Annotated in this window: 22 protein-coding genes; 10 read left to right on the forward strand and 12 right to left on the reverse strand. The window is 32.3% G+C overall.

Going from position 1 to position 22,083, the window contains the following annotated elements:
- Nucleotides 1-42 precede the first annotated feature (42 nt).
- Nucleotides 43-1,881 (reverse strand): Xaa-Pro dipeptidyl-peptidase, encoded by a 1,839-nt coding sequence (locus Q1B05_RS02555; protein WP_299777215.1) that lies wholly within the window; start codon nucleotides 1,879-1,881, stop codon nucleotides 43-45.
- A 183-nt stretch (nucleotides 1,882-2,064) separates the two neighbouring features.
- Here Q1B05_RS02555 and dnaG point away from each other — a divergent pair, with 183 nt between their 5' ends.
- Entirely contained in the window at nucleotides 2,065-4,047 is a 1,983-nt protein-coding gene (gene dnaG / locus Q1B05_RS02560; RefSeq protein ID WP_299777217.1) for a DNA primase, read from the forward strand.
- Here dnaG and Q1B05_RS02565 read toward each other — a convergent pair.
- Both Q1B05_RS02565 and nadE read right to left on the reverse strand, forming a co-directional pair.
- Nucleotides 4,042-4,668: a response regulator transcription factor gene (locus Q1B05_RS02565; RefSeq protein ID WP_299777219.1), complete on the reverse strand. Its 627-nt coding sequence runs from the start codon at nucleotides 4,666-4,668 to the stop codon at nucleotides 4,042-4,044. The genes dnaG and Q1B05_RS02565 overlap by 6 nt on opposite strands.
- Before the next feature lie 124 nt (nucleotides 4,669-4,792).
- Entirely contained in the window at nucleotides 4,793-5,581 is a 789-nt protein-coding gene (gene nadE, locus Q1B05_RS02570; protein ID WP_299777221.1) for an NAD(+) synthase, read from the reverse strand.
- A 94-nt stretch (nucleotides 5,582-5,675) separates the two neighbouring features.
- Here nadE and gldB point away from each other — a divergent pair, with 94 nt between their 5' ends.
- A complete protein-coding gene (gene gldB, locus Q1B05_RS02575; protein WP_299777223.1) occupies nucleotides 5,676-6,641 on the forward strand; it encodes a gliding motility lipoprotein GldB in 966 nt (321 codons plus the stop codon).
- A complete protein-coding gene (gene gldC, locus Q1B05_RS02580; protein ID WP_299777225.1) occupies nucleotides 6,641-6,976 on the forward strand; it encodes a gliding motility protein GldC in 336 nt (111 codons plus the stop codon). Before gldB ends, gldC begins: the two co-directional genes overlap by 1 nt.
- 193 nt (nucleotides 6,977-7,169) lie before the next feature.
- Here the strand turns inward: gldC and Q1B05_RS02585 are convergent, their stop codons facing one another.
- Genes Q1B05_RS02585 through Q1B05_RS02595 form a run of 3 tightly spaced genes read right to left on the reverse strand, consistent with a single transcriptional unit; the run spans nucleotide 7,170 to nucleotide 9,890 of the window.
- Complete coding sequence (locus Q1B05_RS02585) at nucleotides 7,170-8,198, reverse strand: DUF6515 family protein (RefSeq protein ID WP_299777227.1); 1,029 nt, start codon at nucleotides 8,196-8,198, stop codon at nucleotides 7,170-7,172.
- Between the two features lie 26 nt (nucleotides 8,199-8,224).
- Complete coding sequence (locus tag Q1B05_RS02590; RefSeq protein WP_299777229.1) at nucleotides 8,225-8,959, reverse strand: DUF2092 domain-containing protein; 735 nt, start codon at nucleotides 8,957-8,959, stop codon at nucleotides 8,225-8,227.
- A gap of 37 nt (nucleotides 8,960-8,996) precedes the next feature.
- Nucleotides 8,997-9,890, reverse strand: coding sequence for a hypothetical protein (locus tag Q1B05_RS02595; RefSeq protein ID WP_299777231.1), 894 nt, complete (start codon nucleotides 9,888-9,890; stop codon nucleotides 8,997-8,999).
- Between the two features lie 328 nt (nucleotides 9,891-10,218).
- Between Q1B05_RS02595 and Q1B05_RS02600 the strand changes: the two genes are divergently transcribed.
- Nucleotides 10,219-10,935 (forward strand): DUF2490 domain-containing protein, encoded by a 717-nt coding sequence (locus Q1B05_RS02600; protein WP_299777233.1) that lies wholly within the window; start codon nucleotides 10,219-10,221, stop codon nucleotides 10,933-10,935.
- 20 nt (nucleotides 10,936-10,955) lie between these two features.
- Here the strand turns inward: Q1B05_RS02600 and Q1B05_RS02605 are convergent, their stop codons facing one another.
- Nucleotides 10,956-11,837, reverse strand: a complete 882-nt coding sequence (locus Q1B05_RS02605; protein WP_299777235.1) for a MerR family transcriptional regulator — start codon at nucleotides 11,835-11,837, stop codon at nucleotides 10,956-10,958.
- A gap of 149 nt (nucleotides 11,838-11,986) precedes the next feature.
- On the opposite strand from Q1B05_RS02605, the gene Q1B05_RS02610 reads away from it, so the two are divergent.
- The 6 genes from Q1B05_RS02610 to Q1B05_RS02635 all read left to right on the forward strand — a co-directional run bounded on the left by Q1B05_RS02610 (nucleotide 11,987) and on the right by Q1B05_RS02635 (nucleotide 17,024).
- Nucleotides 11,987-13,003: a fasciclin domain-containing protein gene (locus Q1B05_RS02610; protein ID WP_299777237.1), complete on the forward strand. Its 1,017-nt coding sequence runs from the start codon at nucleotides 11,987-11,989 to the stop codon at nucleotides 13,001-13,003.
- 123 nt (nucleotides 13,004-13,126) lie between these two features.
- On the forward strand, nucleotides 13,127-14,596 hold the full coding sequence (locus Q1B05_RS02615) for an oleate hydratase (protein WP_299777239.1): 1,470 nt from the start codon (nucleotides 13,127-13,129) through the stop codon (nucleotides 14,594-14,596).
- Entirely contained in the window at nucleotides 14,593-15,429 is an 837-nt protein-coding gene (locus tag Q1B05_RS02620) for a squalene/phytoene synthase family protein (RefSeq protein ID WP_299777241.1), read from the forward strand. Before Q1B05_RS02615 ends, Q1B05_RS02620 begins: the two co-directional genes overlap by 4 nt.
- Before the next feature lie 28 nt (nucleotides 15,430-15,457).
- Nucleotides 15,458-15,880 carry a hypothetical protein gene (locus Q1B05_RS02625; protein ID WP_299777243.1) on the forward strand — a complete coding sequence of 141 codons (423 nt, stop codon included), beginning with the start codon at nucleotides 15,458-15,460 and terminating at the stop codon, nucleotides 15,878-15,880.
- 2 nt (nucleotides 15,881-15,882) lie between these two features.
- Nucleotides 15,883-16,341, forward strand: a complete 459-nt coding sequence (locus tag Q1B05_RS02630; RefSeq protein WP_299777475.1) for a sterol desaturase family protein — start codon at nucleotides 15,883-15,885, stop codon at nucleotides 16,339-16,341.
- Entirely contained in the window at nucleotides 16,341-17,024 is a 684-nt protein-coding gene (locus tag Q1B05_RS02635; RefSeq protein ID WP_299777245.1) for a lycopene cyclase domain-containing protein, read from the forward strand. Before Q1B05_RS02630 ends, Q1B05_RS02635 begins: the two co-directional genes overlap by 1 nt.
- Here the strand turns inward: Q1B05_RS02635 and Q1B05_RS02640 are convergent.
- From Q1B05_RS02640 to Q1B05_RS02660, 5 genes are all read right to left on the reverse strand, one after another.
- Entirely contained in the window at nucleotides 17,021-18,298 is a 1,278-nt protein-coding gene (locus Q1B05_RS02640; protein ID WP_299777247.1) for a deoxyribodipyrimidine photo-lyase, read from the reverse strand. The genes Q1B05_RS02635 and Q1B05_RS02640 overlap by 4 nt on opposite strands.
- 27 nt (nucleotides 18,299-18,325) lie before the next feature.
- Complete coding sequence (locus Q1B05_RS02645) at nucleotides 18,326-19,741, reverse strand: SDR family oxidoreductase (protein WP_299777249.1); 1,416 nt, start codon at nucleotides 19,739-19,741, stop codon at nucleotides 18,326-18,328.
- 111 nt (nucleotides 19,742-19,852) lie between these two features.
- Complete coding sequence (locus tag Q1B05_RS02650) at nucleotides 19,853-20,443, reverse strand: hypothetical protein (RefSeq protein ID WP_299777251.1); 591 nt, start codon at nucleotides 20,441-20,443, stop codon at nucleotides 19,853-19,855.
- A gap of 99 nt (nucleotides 20,444-20,542) precedes the next feature.
- On the reverse strand, nucleotides 20,543-20,914 hold the full coding sequence (locus Q1B05_RS02655; RefSeq protein WP_299777253.1) for a VOC family protein: 372 nt from the start codon (nucleotides 20,912-20,914) through the stop codon (nucleotides 20,543-20,545).
- A gap of 89 nt (nucleotides 20,915-21,003) precedes the next feature.
- The gene (locus tag Q1B05_RS02660) at nucleotides 21,004-21,993 is read right to left on the reverse strand and encodes a 2-hydroxyacid dehydrogenase (protein WP_299777255.1); all 990 of its coding nucleotides are present in this window, start codon (nucleotides 21,991-21,993) and stop codon (nucleotides 21,004-21,006) included.
- Nucleotides 21,994-22,083 lie beyond the last annotated feature (90 nt).

Genomic DNA, 22,083 nt, shown 5'->3' on the forward strand with positions numbered 1-22,083 from the left:
AACTAAAAAAGGCTTCAAAATTAATTGAAGCCTTTTTTTGTATTAATGTATTGCTTTTTTAAAAAGGTCTTCTCCGCCAACCACGGGTAATTCTAAAGTTGTTTCGTTTAAGTCTATTGTTAATTCTGTTCCTGCTTTTGGTAGAATTGTATATTGATTATCACTAGAAAAAATCAAAAGACCAATTTGTTGTCCTTTTTTAATGATTTGATCATCAGGTTGTAAATCGAAAGACAGATCATAAAATTGTCCAGGCACTAAGGGTTCGCTAGTTCTAATAGATTTAGAATTTTGTGGATCTGCCCAGCCACGAGTAATAATATTATTTGTAATAGGCGAATTTATATTAGAGTTCCAAGGTAAAGAAACTAGCCAAATTGATAAGTTTGCAGCAGGTTTATTACTTGCAAGTTTAATGTGTATTTTAGCCAATCCAGATAAGTGTACGTCTTTTGTTAAAGTAGGCGTAACATATAATAAACGATGTTTAGATTCTGCTAAATTAGCTAAAGAGTCACCCGAAAAAGATGCATCATCTACAAGCACTTCTTGCATAGTTGCGGTCTGTTTAGACAGGGTTAAACCTCCTGTTTTTTGTCCGCCCGCGTTTATATGTAAGCGAACTAGTTTGGCTTCAGGATTCGGATAGTCAGCATAAGATGTAGGTTCGTTTGGACTATCATTTTCTCTAACTATCCATGCTTTTTTATCTTTTTCTACATCATTTTCTACACCGTGTAAAAAATGTGTAAACCAACGATTCATTAAAACCATAGGAGGAGGTCCTCCATGTCCGTCTTGGTGATAGTAAATTTGAACAGGTAATCCTTTTTCTTTAGCAGCTTTGTAAATGCGGTAACTGTGTTCAGGCATGACATTCCAATCGTTAAAACCGTGCGACATTAATAAAGCAGCTTTCATCGGTTTCATATCGTTTAGATAATCCCGACTTGCCCAGAAATCATTATAATCACCAGTAATTCTATCCATACCATTTTTCATTTCGGTATCGCGAATGGTTTTATTGCTATAAGCTCGTTTAGATTCATCTCCGCTATGAATAAAATCATATAGCACATCAATATCTTCTCCTAAATAACCGCTAGGAGAACGTACCAAGCCGTTAGATCTGTAATAGTGATAATAAGATGTATTTGGTGCTACAGGAATGATCGCTTCTAATCCATCTACCCCTGTTGTTGCGGCTGCTAAAGGGATAGTTCCGTTATAAGAAGTTCCTGTCATGCCTACTTTTCCGGTAGACCAATATGCACTTACAATTTCTGTACCGTAAGGTGTTGTGTACCCTTTAGCTCGTCCGTTTAACCAATCGATTACGGCTTTTGGAGCTAAAGATTCATTATCGCCACCAACAGTAGGAGAACCTTGAGATAATCCAGTTCCTGGTGATGAAGAATGCACGACGATATAGCCACGAGGTACCCACTTTTTTATTTGAGAATTAGAAATTATTGGACGTTCGCCTACACGAATCACTTCTGGATGTACTCGTTCTTGAGCTTCTGCTCCAAGTTCATGATTTACATCCCAAAATAATCCAGGAACATCACTAGCTACACCAGCATAATAAGGGCTAGACTCGTAAATAATGGGTAATTTCAAACCTTCTGTTTCTGTTTCTGTTTGATTTGGTCTGGTAACATCTACATGCATGCGGTCTAATTTTCCATCACCATCGGTGTCAAATTCAGTTTCTACCCATAAATCGTGACGAATCCAGTTTTCAGGATTACTAAATGCTTTAACAATTTGTGCTTCACCATCCTTAAAAACCGGAGTTGCTTTTGTTTGTGCCGAAACGACGTTTGCCATTGAACAAATTAATAAGATGATGAGGAAAGGTATTGTGTTGTTTTTCATTCTTGACGTTTAAATAAAAAATTTGAAAAGTAGCTAAGTTAAGCATTTGGTACATACTATGATGAGAAAATATTAGCTGCACATAATATATTATATGTAAAAATGGCACTGTTTTAGACCAATTGGAGAGAATCTTTAAAGTATATTTGTATACTATTTTACATCATTTAAAACCATACATCATTGATTTCAAAATCTTCCATAGACACTGTTTTTGAAGCTTCACGATTAGAAGAAGTTATTGGCGATTTTGTTCAGCTTAAAAAAGCAGGGAGCAATTATAAGGGGCTTAGTCCCTTTAGTGACGAGCGTTCACCAAGTTTTGTAGTCTCTCCAGTAAAGCAAATCTGGAAAGATTTTTCAAGTGGAAAAGGAGGAAATGTTGTTGCTTTTTTAATGGAGCATGAGCATTTTACATATCCTGAGGCTATAAAATATTTAGCTAAAAAATATAATATTGAAATTGAAGAAACTGAACAGACAGACGAAGAAAAGGAAAAGCAAGATGCTCGAGAAAGTTTGTATTTGGTAAGTGAATTTGCAAGTACTTATTTTCAGAATATAATGCATAAAACCGATGCTGGTAAATCTATTGGTTTAAGTTATTTTAAAGAACGTGGTTTTACGCCAGAGACGATTAAGTCGTTTGGTTTGGGGTATGCTTTAGATGAGTGGCAAGCATTTTCTGATGCTGCTTTAAAAAAGGGATATAAGTTAGAATTTCTTGAAAAAACGGGACTTACTATTGTAAAAGGAGAAAAGTATTTCGATCGTTTTAAAGGCCGTGTTTTATTTCCTATTCAGAGTATGAGCGGGCGTGTATTAGGATTTGGTGGTCGTATTTTAACGAACGATAAAAAGGCTGCTAAGTATATGAATTCTCCAGAAAGTGAGATTTATTATAAAAGTAAAGTATTATACGGAATCTATCATGCCAAGCAAAGCATAGCAAAAGAAGATAATTGTTTTTTAGTAGAAGGTTATACCGATGTCATTCAGTTTCATCAAACTGGAATCACAAATGTGGTTTCCTCTTCAGGAACGGCGTTAACTTCAGAGCAAATTCGTTTAATAAACAGACTTACCAAAAACATTACAGTATTGTTTGATGGAGATGCAGCAGGAATGCGTGCCTCTATTCGTGGGATAGATTTAATTCTAGAACAGGGTATGAATGTGCGTGTATGTACATTTCCGCAAGGCGAAGATCCTGACAGTTTTGCAAAACAAAATACAGAGGAAGAATTACGTGCTTATTTAGAATCTAATTCTAAAGATTTTATTCAGTTTAAAGCAGGGTTATTGGTTCAAGAAGCTAAAAATGATCCAATAAAAAAAGCAGAAACTATACGAGATATTATTCAAAGTATATCTAAAATTCCTGATCGAATTAAGCAAGAAGTGTATTTACAAGAATGCGCAAGAATTATGGATATTAGTGAATCGGTATTGTTTAGTTCGTTAGCCCAAATAGCGAATAAAAGCAGTAAAACCACTAATAGCAGTAGCAGTAGTTATGGCAGTAGTCAAGAGCCGCCTCCTGATTTTTTTGAAGTTATAAGAAATGACGAACAACCTAATAAAAAGGTAGATGTTCAATATATTTTAGAACGAAAAATTATAGAGATTTTATTGCTTTATGGAAATAAAGTTGAAGACTTTGAAGATTTAATTTTAAAGGAAAACGAGAAAGGGGACTTAGTTTTAGAACCTGTTGTACAACAAGCAAAAGTATTTGAAAAAATATTTTTAGATTTACAAGAGGATGAAATGCAATTTGGTAATGAGACATTTAAAACCTTGTATTATACCATTATAGATAAGTTAAACCAAAACCCTGACTTTGTTTTAGAGCAGTTTGTAAATACGGTAGATATAAAGTTGTCTCAAGAAATAACAAGTATCTTAATGGATGACGAACGCCATACGTTACACGATTGGGAACGAAATAATATTTTCCCAAAGTCTAAAACAGAAGGTGTTGCGCAATTAGTTAGCGAAACTATTTTAAGTTTACGCTGTTTTCTAATCGATCAAAAAGTGCTAGAATTTCAACAAACAACTTTAGAACATAGAAACGAAACTAATAGAAGTATTCTTGAAGAAGTTAAAGATTACTATGGTCTAAAGATGTTATTGTCTAGAAAATTAACTCGTGTGTTATGATTCTAATAATTTAGCTTGATTTAGTAATTCTACTAAATTTGAAGCTTGTAATTTTTTCATTAAACGCGCTTTGTAAGTACTTACGGTTTTTTCATTAATATCTAATTCTTTAGCGATTTCCTTATTTTTCTTTCCAATAGAAAGTAGTTTAAGAACCTCAACTTCACGAGTAGATAGTTTTTTATAGAACGAGCCTGTTCTATGAACACGTTCGCCAAAAGCTAAGCGGTGAGTTAAATCATTACTTAAGTAAATGCCTCCTTGGTCTATTTTTAGAATGGCTTCTCTTAAGGTTAAAATGTTTGCTGTTTTAGAAATATATCCAGATGCTCCTGCTTTAATGGAACTCATAGCATACACCTCTTCTGGGTGAGTGCTAAACATTAATACTTTAATGTGTGGATATTCTTTCTTTAAACGTCTTAATGCCGTTATACCGTTTAGTTTAGGTAAATCAATTTCAGAAATTAATATATCTACGGTGTTAGATTTTAAAAAATCGAATATAGATTCTCCATCATCTACGCCGCCTTCGACTTTTATAACTGGCGACGTTAAGAACAGTAATTCAAGTCCTTTCCGAATAATAGGGTGGTGATCCGCTACCAACAGTTTTATCATAATTTATATAGTTAGGTTTGTTTGATTGTCAAAAAAAAAAAAAACGACTGTTAGGGGCGTAGATTCTATAAAGAAACCAGTCTATGTAAATATAGAAAAAAAGTATTTATTTATAAGCTAGTTTTTACATTAAATTGTCAGGAATAATGCACACAGGAATTGGATCCATTTTGTGTTTATTCGAGGTGTTGTAACGGTTAAATATATTAAAAACTTCTTTTTCTCTACCAGAAAAATTTTCAACTGTTTTGCCTTGATCTTTCATTGTCATAGCCCATTCTAACTCTGGGTAAGAGGCTCCAATTTGGTCTTCATCGCTTCTTGCATCTCCAAATAAACCATCGCTTGGGGTTGCTTCAATAATAGAAGTTGGTACATTTAAAACCTTAGCTAAAGCATAAACTTCAGATTTCATTAAGTCGGCAATCGGACTTAAATCTACACCGCCATCGCCATATTTAGTGTAAAAACCAACACCAAAGTCTTCAACTTTATTCCCTGTTCCTGCCACTAAAAGACCTTGTAGTCCTGCGTAGTAATATAAGGTAGACATACGTAGTCGTGCTCTGGTATTTGCTAAAGCCATGGCTACTGTGGCGTCTTGCCCATCTAAAGAGATTTCGGTCTTAAATTCTTCAAAAACAGGTGTTAAGTCTACGCGAGTGTCTCTTACATTAGAAAATCTTTGGCTAAGTTGATTAATATGTTCTACTGCTCTAGAGACATGGCTTGGTGCTTGATGTATAGGCATTTCTACACATAATACATCTAAACCTGTAAGTGCACATAATGTAGAGGTTACGGCAGAATCAATTCCGCCAGAAATTCCTATAACAAAACCATTTACTTTAGCATTTGTCGCATAATTTTTTAACCAATTTACAATGTGATCTACAATTTTTTCTGTTTGCATTTTTATGAAGGATTTAAAACAAAGAATCTTACCTTTGCCGAACAAAAATAAACGAATCGTTTAAGTAATAAAAATTAACGGCATTTAGTTTTCTATGAAATATTTAAGTTTTTTTCTATTCATAATAGTCACAGTAGTGTCTTGTAAAAATGAGACTAAAGTCTCTGATGAGATTTCAAAAATTGATATGCCTGTACATATTGAACGTTTCGATAAGGAATTTGCAGCAGCAACTCCTGAAGATTTAGTAGGATTAAAAGCAAATTATCCGTTTATGTTTTCAAAATCGTATCCAGATGCCTTTTGGATGGATAAAATTCAGGATACAATACAACAAGACTTGTCTGCAGCAGTTTTAAAAACTTTTCCTAAAACAACTGATATTGAAAAAGATATAACATCTTTATTTCAGCATTTAAAGTTTTATTATCCAGAATTTAAGATGCCTCGTGTTATTGGTACCACATCTTATGTAGATTATCGTAATAAAGTTATTGTAACAGATTCTATAGATATTATTGCTTTAGACACCTATTTAGGACCGGATCATGAATTTTATTTGGGCGTTCAAGAGTATATAAGAGCAGGGTTTACTAAAAATCAAATTGTTGTGGATTTAGCAGATGCTTATGCGAACAGTTATATTTTTCCTACTAAAAATAAGACGCTTTTAGATGAAATGATTTCAGCAGGAAAACGTCTATATTTTAAAGATCTTATGATTCCGTTTAAAACAGATGCAGAAAAAATACAATATTCTAATGCGCAATTACAATGGGCAGAGACTAATGAAACTTATATCTGGCAATACTTTGTAGAACGTGAACTCTTATTTAGTACGGATTCTAAATTACCATCCCGTTTTATTAATCCAGCACCATTTTCTAAATTTTATTTAGCAGAAATAGATAATGAATCTCCAGGAAGAATAGGAGAATACATAGGCTGGCAAATAGTAAGAGCATATATGGAAAATAATAAAAAAATATCTTTTAAAGACATGTTTAATATGAGTGCTGAAGATATTTTTAATCAATCAAAATTTAAACCTAAGAAATAATGGCAAACCTTAAATCAACGATACAATTAACCGTAGAATTAGACGAAAACCGTGTTCCTGAGAATTTACATTGGACAGCTGAAGATGGTGGTATACAAAATGAAGAAGCTAAAGCAATGATGCTTTCTGTATGGGATAGTAAAGCGCAAGAATCTCTTAGAATAGATTTATGGACAAAAGATATGCCTGTAGATGAAATGAAGGTATTTTTTCATCAAACTTTAGTGGCAATGAGTGATACGTTTAATCGCGCCACTCAGGATGAAAAAATGACAGCAACGATGAAGGATTTTTGCGAGTATTTTGCTGAGAAATTAGAAATAAATAAGAAGTAATAAAATTTAGAAATTATATAACCGCCATTCATATTGAAGTTAAGTCTCAATATTAATGGCGGTTTTTTTGTCTCAGTATTTCTAGATTATATTTAGATTCTTATTTATTTTATAAATAGCCCAATAAAAGTCAGGTATAAAAAAGGCTTAAATTTAAAACTTAAGCCTTTTTTATAAGAGTAATTAAATGAATTTATTCTTCATCTTTTACCTCAACAATCTCATACATGTCCTTGCCGTCTACTTGAACAGGTTGGTAGTATGTGTCTCCAAATTGAACATAAGTCTGATCTCCAATTTTTGTTTCTTCACCACCTTCGGGTAAGCTAGGAACAATAGTACCTGCGGTTGCAGGAACTACAGTATATCCGTTAGCATCTTTTTCGTAGTATGCACCACCATAATAGTAATTATTAGTAGTTTCGGTAACTTGTACAGTTTCTGCTTCTTTAGGTAATGTTTGTACTGTTGCCCCAACAGGTGCTTGTACAACGGTGTATCCATTGTTTTCTGCAACATAGTAAACGCCATTATCGTAATGGTATTTTTGGTTCTCTATACTAACAATAATAGCTGTTGTTGCCAATGTGGTGATAAAGAATCCCCATGGGTGCCAAGCTGGTCCCCAATAAAATGGACGATAAGGGTGATAGTAATATGGTCTATGGCAGTAGTAGCCACGACCACCATATCTGTATGGCGGACGGTTATAATGTCTTGGACTATGGTTTACTCTAGTGTTTCTAGAGTTGTTTTGATGAAAGTTTTTAGAATTGTTAACGTTAATATTAACGTTCTTTTTACTGTTGTCTATATTGATCTTGTTTCCTGATTTGTTTTTAATATTAGACGTTTTCTTATTACCTAAATTGGTTGTTTTCTTATTGCCTAGGTTAGTAGATTTATTTTTTATACCAGAGTTATTTGTTTTAGAAGGAAGTCTAGACGTAGAACCTGTTGTTTTTTTAGGCAAATTTCTTGATGTCGACTTATTAAAACCTCCATTAATACTAGATTTTTGTCTAGTTGCTGTTGTGGTCTTAGGTCTAGACATGTTGCTAGATCTTGAAGGTGTAGAACGATGAGTTGAGGCTCCACCTCGTGATGCATTACCTCCACCACGGCTAAAGCGTTGTGCTTGTAAATCTATAGGGTTTAAAAATGCTAATAATAGCACAACTAAACCTATTTTAATATGAGTATGTATATTTTGAATTTTCATGAGATTAGTTTTATTATTAGTTAGTTTTAAGATTTAGCCATTAAAACGCTAATTAGTCTAGCACTAGCTGGAGGCGTAAAATCAAAAACATTATCATTTATTTCAGGATTAAGTTGCCAGTCACTAAATGTTGCTTTGTATTTTAAGTTGTCTTTCTTTTTGTAAGTGATTTCAAATTGTTTAGGAAGTGTGTGTGCTTCATCCGAAATCCAAATTTTCACAATCACATTTTCGTTTTCAATTTGTGCAATATTACATTCTTCACCTCCTAAAAGATCTAATCCAATGTAACTGATATTGTTAAAGTTTTCAATAATATCATCTGTAAAAGTAGGGTAGAAGAAATCTGCTGCAGGGAAATCCATTGAAAAATTATCGTGCATAAAATCAATCATGTCAATAATGTTATCAGGCGCATCTACTGTAATGTAGTTATTTTCATTAAAAGAATAATAAGTAATAATTTTTCCGTTGTAATAGTATGCGCTGTGTTTATCTTTACTGTGTTGTTTTACAGATAATTTATCTGGCCCAACCATTTTAACATCGCACTCGTTATATTTGTTTTCTATTTTTTTATCACCGTCTAATACTTCTGTAATTGTACTTAGGTGAAAAGATACGGCGCTTAATTCTCCAATGGCTTCTCCCATTTGATCAAAAAGCATTACTGCATCAATATCAATTTTTTTATCCTCATTTTGCGCAAACGTAGCGTAGGGCAAAATACTCAGAACAAATAATGTAATGTATTTTTTCATTGTTTTCATTTTATTTTGAATTGGTTAGTTATAAAGTTTATCGTCTAAATCCTCCGAATCCACCAGACCGTCTAGTCATGCCAGATCTATTAAAGGATGATTCTGTTCTGGATGGGGAACTAAAAGGTCTACTAGTTGTAGATGTTCTGTTTAAGTTTTTAGAATTTGTACGGTTAAGTCTTGTGTTATTATTTAAATTAATATCACGTTTATTGGTTAGGCCTATATTTCTGTTTTTAAAAGACTTTTCAGGAAATTTTTTCTGAAGATCTCTATGACTAACAGATTTTTGTAACCGCTTTGCTTGATGATTGCGTCTTACGTGGTCGTGATTATATCTGTTGTGCGTATTAATGTGTACATGTACATTATTATGATAAATGTGAGGAGGGAAAGGTCTCCATGGTCTAAAATATGGCGGATAAAATCCCCAATACCAAGGAGACATCCAAGGGTTGTACATTGGTCCCCAAAACCAACCAAATATGGGTGGTGCTATGCCAAAATAAGGTGTAATAAAATAATTGGGACCATATATATATGTATCTCCTGTAATAATTACTTGTGTGTCTTCTCCAGATTTTTCAACATCAATAGTGGCTATATCTTGAAATTGATTTTCTGCTAGAACGGCTTGAAGTGTTACAACGTGGGTGTTGTTTTCTGAAATTTCAACAACTCTTAAATAGTCTACATTTCCATCTTCATTTAAGTCTAAATTAGAAATTTTAGCTTCCGGATCGTTTAACCGTTCTTCGAAATCTTCCAGATTTTTAGACTCTCCAAAAACTGAAGCAACAGCTTCTAGGTCTAAATTAAAACTTATATCTGTACTTGTAGCAGATACAGTTGTTGTAGTTGTTTCTTGGGCTGTTGTTGTGGTTAGAAATAGTAAACAACAAATACCAAATATTGTCCTTCTAAAATTCATAAATTGTCTGGTTAAAACTTTCTAAAAATAATATTTTGGGTAAATATAAATTAAAAATTTAGTTTACCTATATAATGTTAATATTTTGAAACACTGCACTTAAAGTTAACTAGATTTTTTTAAAACGTAGATTTTTTAAAAAATTATTAAATTATAAGTAATTTAATTTACGTTTTTATATTTTTAAACCTGCATAAAATTTCCATGTATTTAATCTCATTACGCCATACTAGTTTTCTTCATGTTATATCGTTTTAAAAATTGTAGTTTTTTTTGTTTTACTCTAGTAAAAAGAGCTTCAATAGTTATATTATACGTGGTGTTTTTTTTGTTTTATAATATAACACATGCTCAAGTTTATAAAGAAGGCGAGATAAGTGATAATGATTTTACAGAACAATTATGGTTTGATTTTAATCCGAGTTGGAATGTAGGATCAGGACAAAAAATAAATGGAGAATTTGGGTATCGAACCATTTGGCCTAAAAGTTGGCACCGTTATATAGTAAGAGCTTCTTACCAATCTGTCCTAGAGAATCAACTTTTTTTAAAAAGCGTGAAGCATTCGGAAACGGTTGTTTTTGGTAATGGACTTTTTTTATTAACAAGTAAAAAAAACGATGGTTCTTTTGAAGTTAGGCCCTTTCAAGGCTATAAATTTTCCTTTAATATTAGTCCGCGTTTTGTGTTGCAACAATATTTAAGGACAGAACAACGCTTTGTGTTTTCTGGGGTAGAAGATAATCAGATTTTTGGATTGCGTATGCGATACCAAGTTAAAGGAATTATTAATTTAGAAGGTGTATTTTTTGAAGAAGGTGTGGGGTTTTATTTACCTATATCTGTTGAAGGCTTTTTTAACCTAGTACAGGCGTCTCAATTTAACGATGTTATTCGTGTTACTCCTGGTTTAGGGTATCAGTTTAATTCAGATTTTAAATTAGAAGGTAGTTTGGCTTATCATTATACTAGACAAGATTCAGATAAATTAGTGCGAACTAATGATTTAGTCTTCAGATTTAGAGTTATTAAAACGTTTAATTAATATAAATTATAACTCTAGTTTTAAAGTGTTTTAATTGCATTTAATAAAGGAATAAACTCTTTTGGGTGACTCAGGTAATGGATGTGTTTAGAAATTGTCTTTAATATTTCAGGGTTTTCAACATATCCAGAAACAATTATTGGTAAGTTTAATTCGCTACTAAGACTTTTAAGTCTAGTCTCAATAGTTTTTGTGGTTTGTACAATGAACATCGTAACCAATACATCTGGATTAGTAATATCAGTCACCATTTTAATATTTTCGTTCGGTACATTTTGTCCAAGATAATACACGCGCCAGCCAATTTTTTGGGCAATAAAAGAAGCTAATAAGAGTCCTATTTCATGATTTTCATTTTCTGGTAAAAACAAAACAGCTCTTGGTGCATCAGGTAAGGGCTTTGGTAAGAGTTCTATGGCTGTGAATATTTTTTGTCTAATTAAATTAGATATAAAGTGTTCTTGAGCAGGCATTACTTTGTTTACACCCCAAAGTACTCCAACTTGTGCTAAGAATGGATAAATAAGACCTGTAATGGTAGAAATTATACCCGTTTTAAGTATTTCAGCATTTACAGTTTTGTCAAACTCATCTTCATTTAAAGTCATAATACTTAAAATTAAAGCGGTAATTTCATCTTCTGCAGATCCTTCTAGTAAAATATGAGATACCTGATCATGTATCTCTGTATCAGTCATGCCATCAATCTTCGAAATTCTAAATCCATTACGTGTTAATATCCCGATGTTTAGCAATTTTTTTAATTGCTCATCGGTGTAATATCTAATATTAGTATCCGTACGTAAAGGTTCTAGAAAGTTGTAACGGCTTTCCCATTTTCTTAACGTATGTGATTTTATGCCCGTTAAAGACACGATCTGCGTCATCGTATATTTGCTCATGTCTAAGTATTTATTGGACAAAGTTAAACAAAAAAAAGACTTTTTAAAGTTTTAGCGAAAATACATTTGTCAAACTTTATTTTAAATAAGTTGGACAAATGAAAATATTATTATAGTTTTGTCGAACAATAACAATAAAAAACATAGACATGAATTCAAATGTAAAATACCTAGTAGCTTTATTTAGCTTATTTTTAGTGGTTACGTCATGTGATAGTGATGACGATGGAGGGAGTATGAATACAGACAAGAATATTGTTGAAGTGGCTCAAGACACTCCGGAATTGAGCAACTTAGTTTCTGCTTTAGTTTTAGCAGATACGGATACAGATAGTAATTTAATTGGAACTTTAAGTGGTAATGGACCGTTTACTGTCTTTGCACCAACAAATCAAGCTTTTGTAGACTTGTTAAATCAGTTAGACGGATTTAATAGTTTATCAGATTTCGATACAGAAGCAGGTAAAGCCATGTTAACAACCATATTGCAATATCATGTTGTAGCTGGTGCTGCAGTAAACTCTACTGCGCTTTCAGACAATCAAGAAATTACAACAGTACAAGGAGAAACTCTAACTGTAGATTTAACAGACGGAGTATATATTGAAGATGCTACAGAAATTGCTGCAATGGTTACTACTGCAGATGTAGATGCAAGTAATGGGGTAATCCATATTATTGATAAAATCTTACTTCCTCAAGAAATTATAGATATGCTTAATGCACAAACACTAGTAGAAATAGTATCAGAAACAGATGATTTATCTATTTTAAAAGATGCAGTAATTAAAACAGATTTGGTAGATACTTTAAATAGTGAAGGTCCTTTTACAGTATTTGCACCTACAAATACTGCTTTTGTTGCTTTGTTAGATGCTCTTGGAGATGATTATAATAGTTTAGATGATTTTGATACTGAAGAAGAGATTACGTTACTTAAAAACATTTTATTATACCATGTAATTCCAGCTGAAGTTTATGCGGCAGATTTATCAGAATCTACTGTAGCAACAGCTTATGAAGGAAATAATATCAGTATTGTAAGTTCGGGAGATTCATTTGTAATTCAGGATGCGATTGGAGAAAATGCCAATATACTATCTGCAGATGTTATGGGGTCTAATGGCGTTGCACATGTTATAGATCGTGTGCTTTTACCAAATTAATATTTAAATAGTATAAAATATATTAGTATATTAAACTGATAAACAATTAATTAGTTGATTAAAGGTGAGTATTCCTGCAACTCATTTTAGTAGTTGCAGGATTATTTAAAGATTTAAAAGCGTATGCAAAGTAAAAAAGTTGTTATTATTGGTTCTGGTTTTTCATCGTTGGCGGCGAGTTGTTACTTGGCACAAGCAGGATTTGATGTAACCATTCTTGAAAAAAATAATACCATTGGTGGTCGTGCAAGACAGTTTAAAAAAGATGGTTTTGTATTTGATATTGGTCCGACCTTTTACTGGATGCCAGATGTTTTTGAATCTTTTTTTAACGATTTTAAATCGTCTACAACAGATTATTATAAATTGAAAAAATTAAATCCGGCTTATAAAATATATTTCGGGACTAATGAATCGATAGCTATTGAAGATGAATTTGAAAAAATCAAATCAACATTTGAAGCTGTCGAACCTAATAGTGGACAAGCATTGCAGAAATTTATAAATAAATCTGAGGATAATTATAATATCGCAATAAAGGACCTAGTCTATAAACCCGGAGAAAGTGTATTCGAAATAGTAAATTGGGATACCGTTACAAAGTCAGGCGCTTTTTTAACAACTATAAAAAAACAAGTTTCTAGTTATGTTAAAAACGAATCGCTTCAAAAAATATTAGAATTTCCAGTCTTGTTTTTGGGGGCTAAACCAAGTACAACACCTTCGTTTTATAATTTCATGAATTATGCCGATTTTAAATTAGGGACTTGGCACCCTATGGGAGGTATGTACGAAGTTGTAAAAGGTATTGAAAAATTGGCTCTGAGTTTAGGAGTAAAATTTGAAACAAATAGTGCTGTTACCTCTATTAATTTAGAAGGCAAACAGGTAAAAAGTGTCTCTACCACCAAACAAGATTATGTTTGCGATGTCTTGTTAAGTGGTGCAGATTATCATCATACAGAAACCTTATTGCCACAATCGTTTAGGCAGTACACAGAGGGCTATTGGGATAAGAAAACATTTGCGCCTTCTGCATTATTGTTCTTTGTCGGATTCGATAAGCCTATTGAGAATGTAACACATCATACGTTGTTTTTTGATACCGATTTTGAAACTCATGCCGAAACTATTTACGATACTAAAACATGGCCTGAAAAGCCTTTGTTTTATGCTAGTTTTCCAAGTAAAACAGATAGCGTAGCAGCACCGGAGGGTAAAGAAGCTGGTATTTTTTTAATGCCAATAGCACCAGATTTAAAAGATACTCCAGAAATTAGAGCACAGTATTTTGATACGTTAATTTCTAGATTAGAAAAAACTGCAGGTTGCGAAGTAAGGTCGCATATCTTATTTAAAGAATCCTATTGTGTGAATGATTTTAAAGACGATTATAATTCATACAAAGGCAACGCTTATGGGTTAGCAAATACATTAATGCAAACTCATGTGTTACGTCCTAAATTAAAAAGTAAAAAAGTAGATAATTTATATTTCTGCGGACAGTTAACTGTGCCTGGTCCAGGAGTGCCTCCTTCTCTTATTTCAGGTAAAATTGTAAGCGAATTAATCTTAAAATATTGCAAATCATGAAGGCACTTTTTGACACATCCAGTTTAAAATGTAGTAAAATTATTACTAAAGAATACAGTACTTCATTTTCTTGGGGTATTCAATTATTCGCACCATCTATTCGTCCACACATTTATGCCATTTATGGCTTTGTACGTTATGCAGATGAAATTGTAGATTCTTTTGAAGGGTATAATCAAGAAGAATTGTTTTATGAATTTGTAGCCGATTACCACAAAGCTTTAGAACGAAAAATAAGTTTAAATCCTATTATAAATGCATTTCAAGAAGTGGTTAGAAACTATAACTTAGAAACCTATGTAGCAGATTTTCTTAAGCGTATGGAATGCGATTTAAAAGTTACAGAATACGATACAGACGAGGCTTATAAAAATTATATATATGGTTCTGCAGATGTTGTTGGCTTAATGTGTTTACGAGTTTTTGTAAATAACAACGAAGCTCAATTTAATGCCTTAAAAGATTCAGCTAAATATTTAGGTTCTGCGTTTCAAAAGGTGAATTTTTTAAGAGATATAAAAGATGATACCGAAGTTTTAGGGCGTTCGTATTTTCCTAATGTAAATAAAAATGGATTAACCAATTTAGCGAAAGAAGATATTATTAAAGATATCGAATCAGATTTTGATGAAGCCTATAAAGGGATACTACAGTTACCCATGGAAAGTCGTTTAGGAGTCTACTTGGCCTATAAGTATTATTTAAAATTATTACATAAATTAAAAAGATTAGATTCAAAACGCTTATTATATGAACGAATTCGTATCTCAAATCCGTTAAAATTGGTTATTTTAACCAAGGCATATATAAGGTATAAACTCAATGTTATTTAAATCGATACTCATATTACTCTTTTTTACAATGAATTCAGGAACAGACTGCAATAAAATGCCTAAGGTAAGGTCCGATTTCCATGCCATAATCACTGAAGACGAACTTGTAGTGTTTTTAGAAGATGTAGAAAAGGTAGATTGCGATTTAAAAATACCCTATATGGCTTCAGCTATTATGAGACAAGCAGAATTTACAAATTGGCCCTTTAGAAAACTGAATTATTTTAAAGAAGGTAAACAGGTCTTAGAAGATTATATAGCAGAAAACCCAAATGATATAGAAGCGCGTTATGTGCGTTTATTATGTCAGCTTAACGCTCCTAGTTTTTTGCATTACGATGATAAAGATAAGGATAGAGCTTTTATAAACTCAAATTTAAAACGCTCAAATTTACCCGAACATTTTAAGAAAATCATGTTATTTAATATAGAAAAACATACAAACAAATAATGATGCAAATTGTATTATACATAGTGGTTACTCTTGCTACATTTTTAATAATGGAAGGGATTACATGGTTAACACATAAGTTTGTAATGCATGGGTTTTTGTGGTATTTACACGCAGATCATCATCAGCCAAAATATCCGCATGTGTTTGAAAAGAACGATATATTCTTTGTTATTTTTGCTATTCCAAGTATTGCATTAATGTATTTCGGAATTAATCCTGAATTGAATGTGTTATTTTTTATAGGTTTAGGAATTATGTTCTATGGCATGGCTTATTTTTTAGTCCACGATGTACTCATTCATCAGCGTTTTAAATGGTTCAGTAAGACTAAAAATAAATATTTAATAGGCTTAAGGAAAGCACATAAAGTGCATCATAAACATTTAGGAAAAGAAGAAGGCGAGTGTTTCGGGATGCTGAATGTGCCTAAAAAATATCATGAGCAATATAAGAAATAATGAAGCCATATACCTACCTTATAATCGATTTGGCATGTGTATGTGTTCCGTTTATAGCGAGTTTTTATCCTAAACATGCATTCTACAAACATTGGTTGTCTTTTTTTAAAGCTAATGTTATCATTACTCTACTCTTTTTAATTTGGGATTATGCCTTTACAGCTATGGGCGTTTGGGGGTTTAATCCAGAGTATTTAACAGGACTATTTATTGGTAATTTACCATTAGAAGAAGTGTTGTTTTTTATCTGTATCCCGTTTTGTTGTGTGTTCTCTTATTTTGCTTTCACGTATTTAGTAAAAACGAATCCGTTTAATAAAATTCAAAGTTATATCAGCTCCGTAGTAATTATTGTTACTGCAATGTTGGCGATTTTTTATTTTAATTATTGGTATACAGTTACAGCCTGTGGATTTACAGCACTGTATATGCTTTATTTAAAAAGGAAAAACATAAATTTAGAATATCACTATCTCACATTCTTATTTATACTTCCGTTCTTTTTTGCAAGTAACGGATTGTTAACCGGATCTTTTTTAGAGGCTCCTATTGTTTGGTATAATGATGCTGAAAATATGGGCATTCGTATCTTTACAATACCTGTTGAAGACAGTATTTATGGTTTACTTCTTATCTTTTTAAATATTGAAGGTTTTCGTTATTTTGAGTCTCAAAAATATTAATTTTTAATACCAGCTTTGTAAACCTCTAAAGCACGTAAACGTGCATCTTTATGGACTACCATTGGTTCTGGATAATCATTCGTTTCAAATTCAGGAATCCATGTTTTTACATACTCTAAATTTTTATCAAATTTTTCTAATTGTGTAATTGGATTAAAAATCCTAAAGTAAGGTGCCGCATCACAGCCAGTTCCTGCAGACCATTGCCAATTACCGTTGTTAGAAGCTAATTCGTAATCTAATAAATGCTTTGCAAAATAAGCTTCTCCCCAACTCCAATGAATTAGTAAATGTTTGCATAGAAATGCAGCAGTAACCATACGCACGCGATTATGCATATATCCCGTTTTGTTTAGTTGTCTCATACCAGCATCAACCATTGGGTAACCTGTTTTACCTTCGCACCATAATTTAAACTCTGCTTCGTTATTTCGCCAAGCAATATCATCGTATTTACTTCTAAAGTTATTTTGTACCACATGTGGAAAGTGAAATAAGATTTGCATAAAGAATTCACGCCAAATTAATTCACTTAAAAAGGTATTGTCTTCTGGTTTTAATTCTGAAATAATTTCACGAATACTCACTGTTCCAAATCTTAAATGAGGACCTAAATAACTCCCAATATCTTTATTCGGAAAATCGCGAAACTTAGCATAGTCACTTACCTGTTCTAGTTGAAATGGTTTTACCTTCTTTGTAGACGACTTAAATCCGATAGATGCTAGACTCGGAAAATCAAAATCATCTTGATGAAAACTCTCAAATTGAAGTGCTGTATTTAGCGTAACTCCTTTAAAATGTTCTAACCATTTGTTTTTAAAAGGTGTGTACACGGTATAAGGAGTACCGTCTTGTTTTAAAATTTCGTGAGGTTCAAAAATAACTTGATCTTTATATGTGAGAAATGAAATCTTGTTATCGGTTAAAAGAGATTCAACTTCTGTATCACGTTGATTTGAGTAGGGCTCGTAATCTGTATTGGTGTATACAGCTTGTATGGTGTAATCTTTTATGAGCTGCTTCCAAACATCTAAAGGTTTTCCTTTTAAACATAATACAGAAGACTTATGTTTTTTTAATTCGGTGTTTATAACTTCAAGTCTTTTATGAATAAATTGTACACGTGCATCATCAGGTTCTAATTCATCTAATATATGTTCATCAAAAATAAAAACAGGAAGTACATTTGTGTTACTTTTTAAAGCTTGAAAAAGGCCTATGTTGTCTGATAATCTTAAATCGCGTCTAAACCAGAATATGGTATGTGTCATAAAAAATAAATTATAATAATTGTGTTTCTAAGCCGTGAGATGTTTTAGCATATTTTTAAAAATAAAGCCATGAAAAGGTAATACACTATACCAGTATAAACGGCCAGATAACCCAACAGGTCTAAAAGTAGCAGTTTGTACTAAGGTGTTATTTTTAATTTTAAATTCTAACCATGCATCTCCTGGCAATTTCATTTCGGCAAACAAAAGTAATCGTCCTTCTTCTTTATTTGCATATAAAACACGCCAAAAATCTAAAGCATCTCCAGGGTGTAGTTCATCTATGTTTGTGCGCCCACGGCGTAAGCCTACACCTCCGTATAGTTTATCTACAAAACCTCTTAATTTCCATAAACCATTTCCATAATACCAACCTGTTTCTCCTCCTATACGCCAAATTCGGTCTATACATTCTGCTTTATTAGAAAATGCTTGTTCACGTTTATCTATAAAACAACCATGTGTTGGCACTTGTATAAATTCAGACATAGTTATATTCATTTTTCCACTGCTTAAAGCATCTTTCCAACTTGATACAATTTCGTTAGTCTCTACTTTTTTAAAGGCTTTGCTAAGGGCTTCTTTGTACGAAATGGGGGTGATGTTTAAAATATTATTAATCTGATTGTCTCTACAAATCACTTCAACTTTCATACTGTTTACAAGTGCTATAGCAAGTTTATAAGAGGTTGATGTTACAAAATATAACCAATAAGAAGACAATCGAGGTGTCATGACTGGCACGATAAATATATGTCTTTTTAGTCCGCGAGCTTCTGCAAATTGTAAAAGCATGTCCTTGTAAGACAGTACATCTGGACCACCAATATCGAAGTTTTTATTGAAGGTTTCTTCTTTGTTTAAAGTTTTACTTAAAAATGAAATGACATCTGTAATGCCAATAGGCTGGCATTTGGTGTCTAGCCATTTAGGCGTAACCATTACAGGTAGTTTTTCGACTAAATCTCTAATGATTTCAAATGAAGCACTTCCCGAACCAATAATTATTCCAGCCCTTAGGGTTGTTAAACTATAAGTTCCTTTGTCTAATTCTTTTTCTACAGTTTGACGTGAATTTAGATGTTCAGATAATTTATCATCATTTACAATACCACTTAAATAAATAACCTGCTTGGCTTGTGTTTTATTAATCGCATCTCGGAATAGTATAGCCGATTGTTTTTCTAAGTCTTGATAACGACTAGATGTAGACATAGAATGCACTAAATAATAAGCAGCGTCTATGTCTTTAGGTATGTTTTTTAAACTGTCTTCATCTAAAAGATCTATAGTAATAACACTAATTTTAGGTGTAATAGATTCTGGAGGATTAAAACGTTTAGGGTCTCTTACACCACACACAATGTGGTGACCTTGCGAGACCAAAACAGGTAGTAAACGTTTTCCAATATATCCAGTAGCACCTGTTAAAAGTATTTTCATAAAAAGGTATAAAAAATGAGATTGACTCTTTTATAGAGTTTTATAAAGATAAGAGAAAAGGAGCTATGTTTTTAACGATATAACTTAAAAAACAAGCTTAATTAATGTGTTTTAGAAGCTTTTACTAAGTTTTGAAAATACTTGTGTTTGCATGGATTGCTCTCCAATATTAGGATTTGTCATGGTTTTTACTCCCGTTTCTAAAAGATAGTTTTTCATTTTAGTTTTCACTCCTGTTCCAAATTCTGATTGTATAAAAAACGGATTCAGACGTAAATTATCTGGGTTCTCTCCAAGTGGTTTACTTAAATGTTGGTTGTAAATATAAGGTTGTAGATAATCGTTTAGTGCATACGATAATTCAGCGCGATAATAGAGGTGTACGTTTGGTGGTAACGGACTAAAAAAAGACTGTTGTAGCACTGTGCCTCCTTCTACACTTATTTTTAGATCTGTTAAAGGTTCTAATGTAAATGCATTACTATAAACGGAATACTGACCTAAAGCATAATGTTTTTGAGTGTTAGTTTGCTGTTTATAGCTTAGATAATTTAAAGGATTATAAATTGTAGCTCCTTCAGAAATATTTTCAGATTCTGTGTTTTGTGCAAATAAACTAGTAGAAATACATAAGCAAAATAGATATAAAGAAACGATGCTTCGTTGTTTAACTAAATCTTTAGAAATATAGTTTTGTCTCATATATACTAACGTATTTAATGGTTTTATAGGTCTTTACAAGGTAGTGAGTATATGTTTTTAATGGATTGATTTGTTGGTTTTTAACATTTTATTAATTGTCTAAATGTGTTGATCTATTAAAATGGGATTGCCATCTGGATCCATGATAATAATATTTCCGGGACCTTTAGAAGTTTCATTAACTTCTGATGATAAAGTAATGCCTTTTGCTTTAAGTTCTTTTTGAATATCTCTAACATCAATAAACGTATCTAATGTTTTTGCATCTTGATCCCAACCAGGATTAAATGTTAAAATATTTTTATCAAACATATCTTGAAACAATCCAATTAGTGTTTGATCGTTCTTCATAATGAGGTAATTTTTTTCGATATCACCACCAAAAACTGTAAATCCTAAAGTTTCATAGAATAGTTTTGATACATTAATATCTTTTACGTTTAAACTGATAGAAAAGGCTCCTAGAGACATAATTGTAATTTTAAATTGTATTGTAAAAATATAATAAAAAAACCCTGAATATTTCAGGGTTTTTATAAGCTTTTTATAAAGGTGAGAAGTTAGATTTTAACTTCGTTTTCTAGTACATCTTTGTTTTCAAAGGCGGTGAGATTACTAAAGGTTACTTCAGCAATTTTATCTAAAGCTTCTCGTGTTAAAAACCCTTGGTGAGATGTAATTAAAACATTAGGGAACGAAATTAAACGTGAAATCACATCGTCCATAATAATGTTTTCAGATAAATCGCGGAAGAATAATTTTTCTTCTTGCTCGTACACATCTATTCCTAAGTATTCTAGGGTTTTATCTTTTAAAGCTTCAACAGCATCAATGGTATTAATTAATGCACCTCTACTTGTATTAATTAACATGGCTCCTTTTTTCATTTTAGAAAACGCTTTTTTGTTTATTAAATGGTGAGTGTCTTCTGTTAAAGGGCAATGTAGTGAAATAATGTCTGAAGCTTTTAGTAATTCATCTACAGTAACATAGGTAACGCCCAGAGCTTTTAAATCTGCATTTGGATATAAATCGTAAGCAATAACTTTACAGCCAAAACCCATCATGATTTTACTAAAATACTGACCAATTTTACCTGTACCTATTACTCCTACTGTTTTGCCATACATGTCGAAACCTGTTAAACGTTCTAGAGAGAAATTCCCATCACGTACACGGTTATATGCTTTATGCGTTTTTCTGTTTAGGGTTAAAATTAAAGCAGTAGCATGTTCAGCCACAGCCATAGGTGAGTAGGCCGGCACGCGAACAACTTTAATATTTGCTGCCTCAGCTGCTTTTAAGTCTACGTTATTAAACCCCGCGCAACGCATGGCAATAAGTTTAACACCATATTCACTAAGTAGCTTAATCGTTCGCTCATGTAAATGATCGTTTACAAAGGCACAGACGGCATCACAGCCTTGAGTTAATTTTGCAGTTTTTGTATTTAAAGTACTTTCGTAAAAGATAATTTCATGTGTCCCATTATTATGTTTCTCAAAGGAAGCAATGTCATAGGATTTTGTGCTGAAAAAGGCTACTTTCATAGTGTATGAATTTTTAAACTTTGAAGTGATAAAGATAGTTTAAAAACACCACTTTTAAACCAGATTTAAGGCTAACTTAACTATTGCGAT

Source organism: uncultured Formosa sp. (assembly GCF_947500765.1).
In the GTDB taxonomy this organism is placed as follows: domain Bacteria; phylum Bacteroidota; class Bacteroidia; order Flavobacteriales; family Flavobacteriaceae; genus Formosa.

Excerpts from the sequence above, each read along its gene's own strand:
- Q1B05_RS02555 (WP_299777215.1), bottom strand. The coding sequence starts at position 1,881 with ATGAAAAACAACACAATACCTTTCCTCATCATCTTATTAATTTGTTCA.
- Q1B05_RS02565 (WP_299777219.1), bottom strand. The coding sequence starts at position 4,668 with ATGATAAAACTGTTGGTAGCGGATCACCACCCTATTATTCGGAAAGGA.
- nadE (WP_299777221.1), bottom strand. The coding sequence starts at position 5,581 with ATGCAAACAGAAAAAATTGTAGATCACATTGTAAATTGGTTAAAAAAT.
- gldB (WP_299777223.1), top strand. The coding sequence starts at position 5,676 with ATGAAATATTTAAGTTTTTTTCTATTCATAATAGTCACAGTAGTGTCT.
- gldC (WP_299777225.1), top strand. The coding sequence starts at position 6,641 with ATGGCAAACCTTAAATCAACGATACAATTAACCGTAGAATTAGACGAA.
- Q1B05_RS02585 (WP_299777227.1), bottom strand. The coding sequence starts at position 8,198 with ATGAAAATTCAAAATATACATACTCATATTAAAATAGGTTTAGTTGTG.
- Q1B05_RS02590 (WP_299777229.1), bottom strand. The coding sequence starts at position 8,959 with ATGAAAAAATACATTACATTATTTGTTCTGAGTATTTTGCCCTACGCT.
- Q1B05_RS02595 (WP_299777231.1), bottom strand. The coding sequence starts at position 9,890 with ATGAATTTTAGAAGGACAATATTTGGTATTTGTTGTTTACTATTTCTA.
- Q1B05_RS02605 (WP_299777235.1), bottom strand. The coding sequence starts at position 11,837 with ATGAGCAAATATACGATGACGCAGATCGTGTCTTTAACGGGCATAAAA.
- Q1B05_RS02610 (WP_299777237.1), top strand. The coding sequence starts at position 11,987 with ATGAATTCAAATGTAAAATACCTAGTAGCTTTATTTAGCTTATTTTTA.
- Q1B05_RS02615 (WP_299777239.1), top strand. The coding sequence starts at position 13,127 with ATGCAAAGTAAAAAAGTTGTTATTATTGGTTCTGGTTTTTCATCGTTG.
- Q1B05_RS02620 (WP_299777241.1), top strand. The coding sequence starts at position 14,593 with ATGAAGGCACTTTTTGACACATCCAGTTTAAAATGTAGTAAAATTATT.
- Q1B05_RS02625 (WP_299777243.1), top strand. The coding sequence starts at position 15,458 with ATGAATTCAGGAACAGACTGCAATAAAATGCCTAAGGTAAGGTCCGAT.
- Q1B05_RS02630 (WP_299777475.1), top strand. The coding sequence starts at position 15,883 with ATGCAAATTGTATTATACATAGTGGTTACTCTTGCTACATTTTTAATA.
- Q1B05_RS02635 (WP_299777245.1), top strand. The coding sequence starts at position 16,341 with ATGAAGCCATATACCTACCTTATAATCGATTTGGCATGTGTATGTGTT.
- Q1B05_RS02640 (WP_299777247.1), bottom strand. The coding sequence starts at position 18,298 with ATGACACATACCATATTCTGGTTTAGACGCGATTTAAGATTATCAGAC.
- Q1B05_RS02645 (WP_299777249.1), bottom strand. The coding sequence starts at position 19,741 with ATGAAAATACTTTTAACAGGTGCTACTGGATATATTGGAAAACGTTTA.
- Q1B05_RS02650 (WP_299777251.1), bottom strand. The coding sequence starts at position 20,443 with ATGAGACAAAACTATATTTCTAAAGATTTAGTTAAACAACGAAGCATC.
- Q1B05_RS02655 (WP_299777253.1), bottom strand. The coding sequence starts at position 20,914 with ATGTCTCTAGGAGCCTTTTCTATCAGTTTAAACGTAAAAGATATTAAT.
- Q1B05_RS02660 (WP_299777255.1), bottom strand. The coding sequence starts at position 21,993 with ATGAAAGTAGCCTTTTTCAGCACAAAATCCTATGACATTGCTTCCTTT.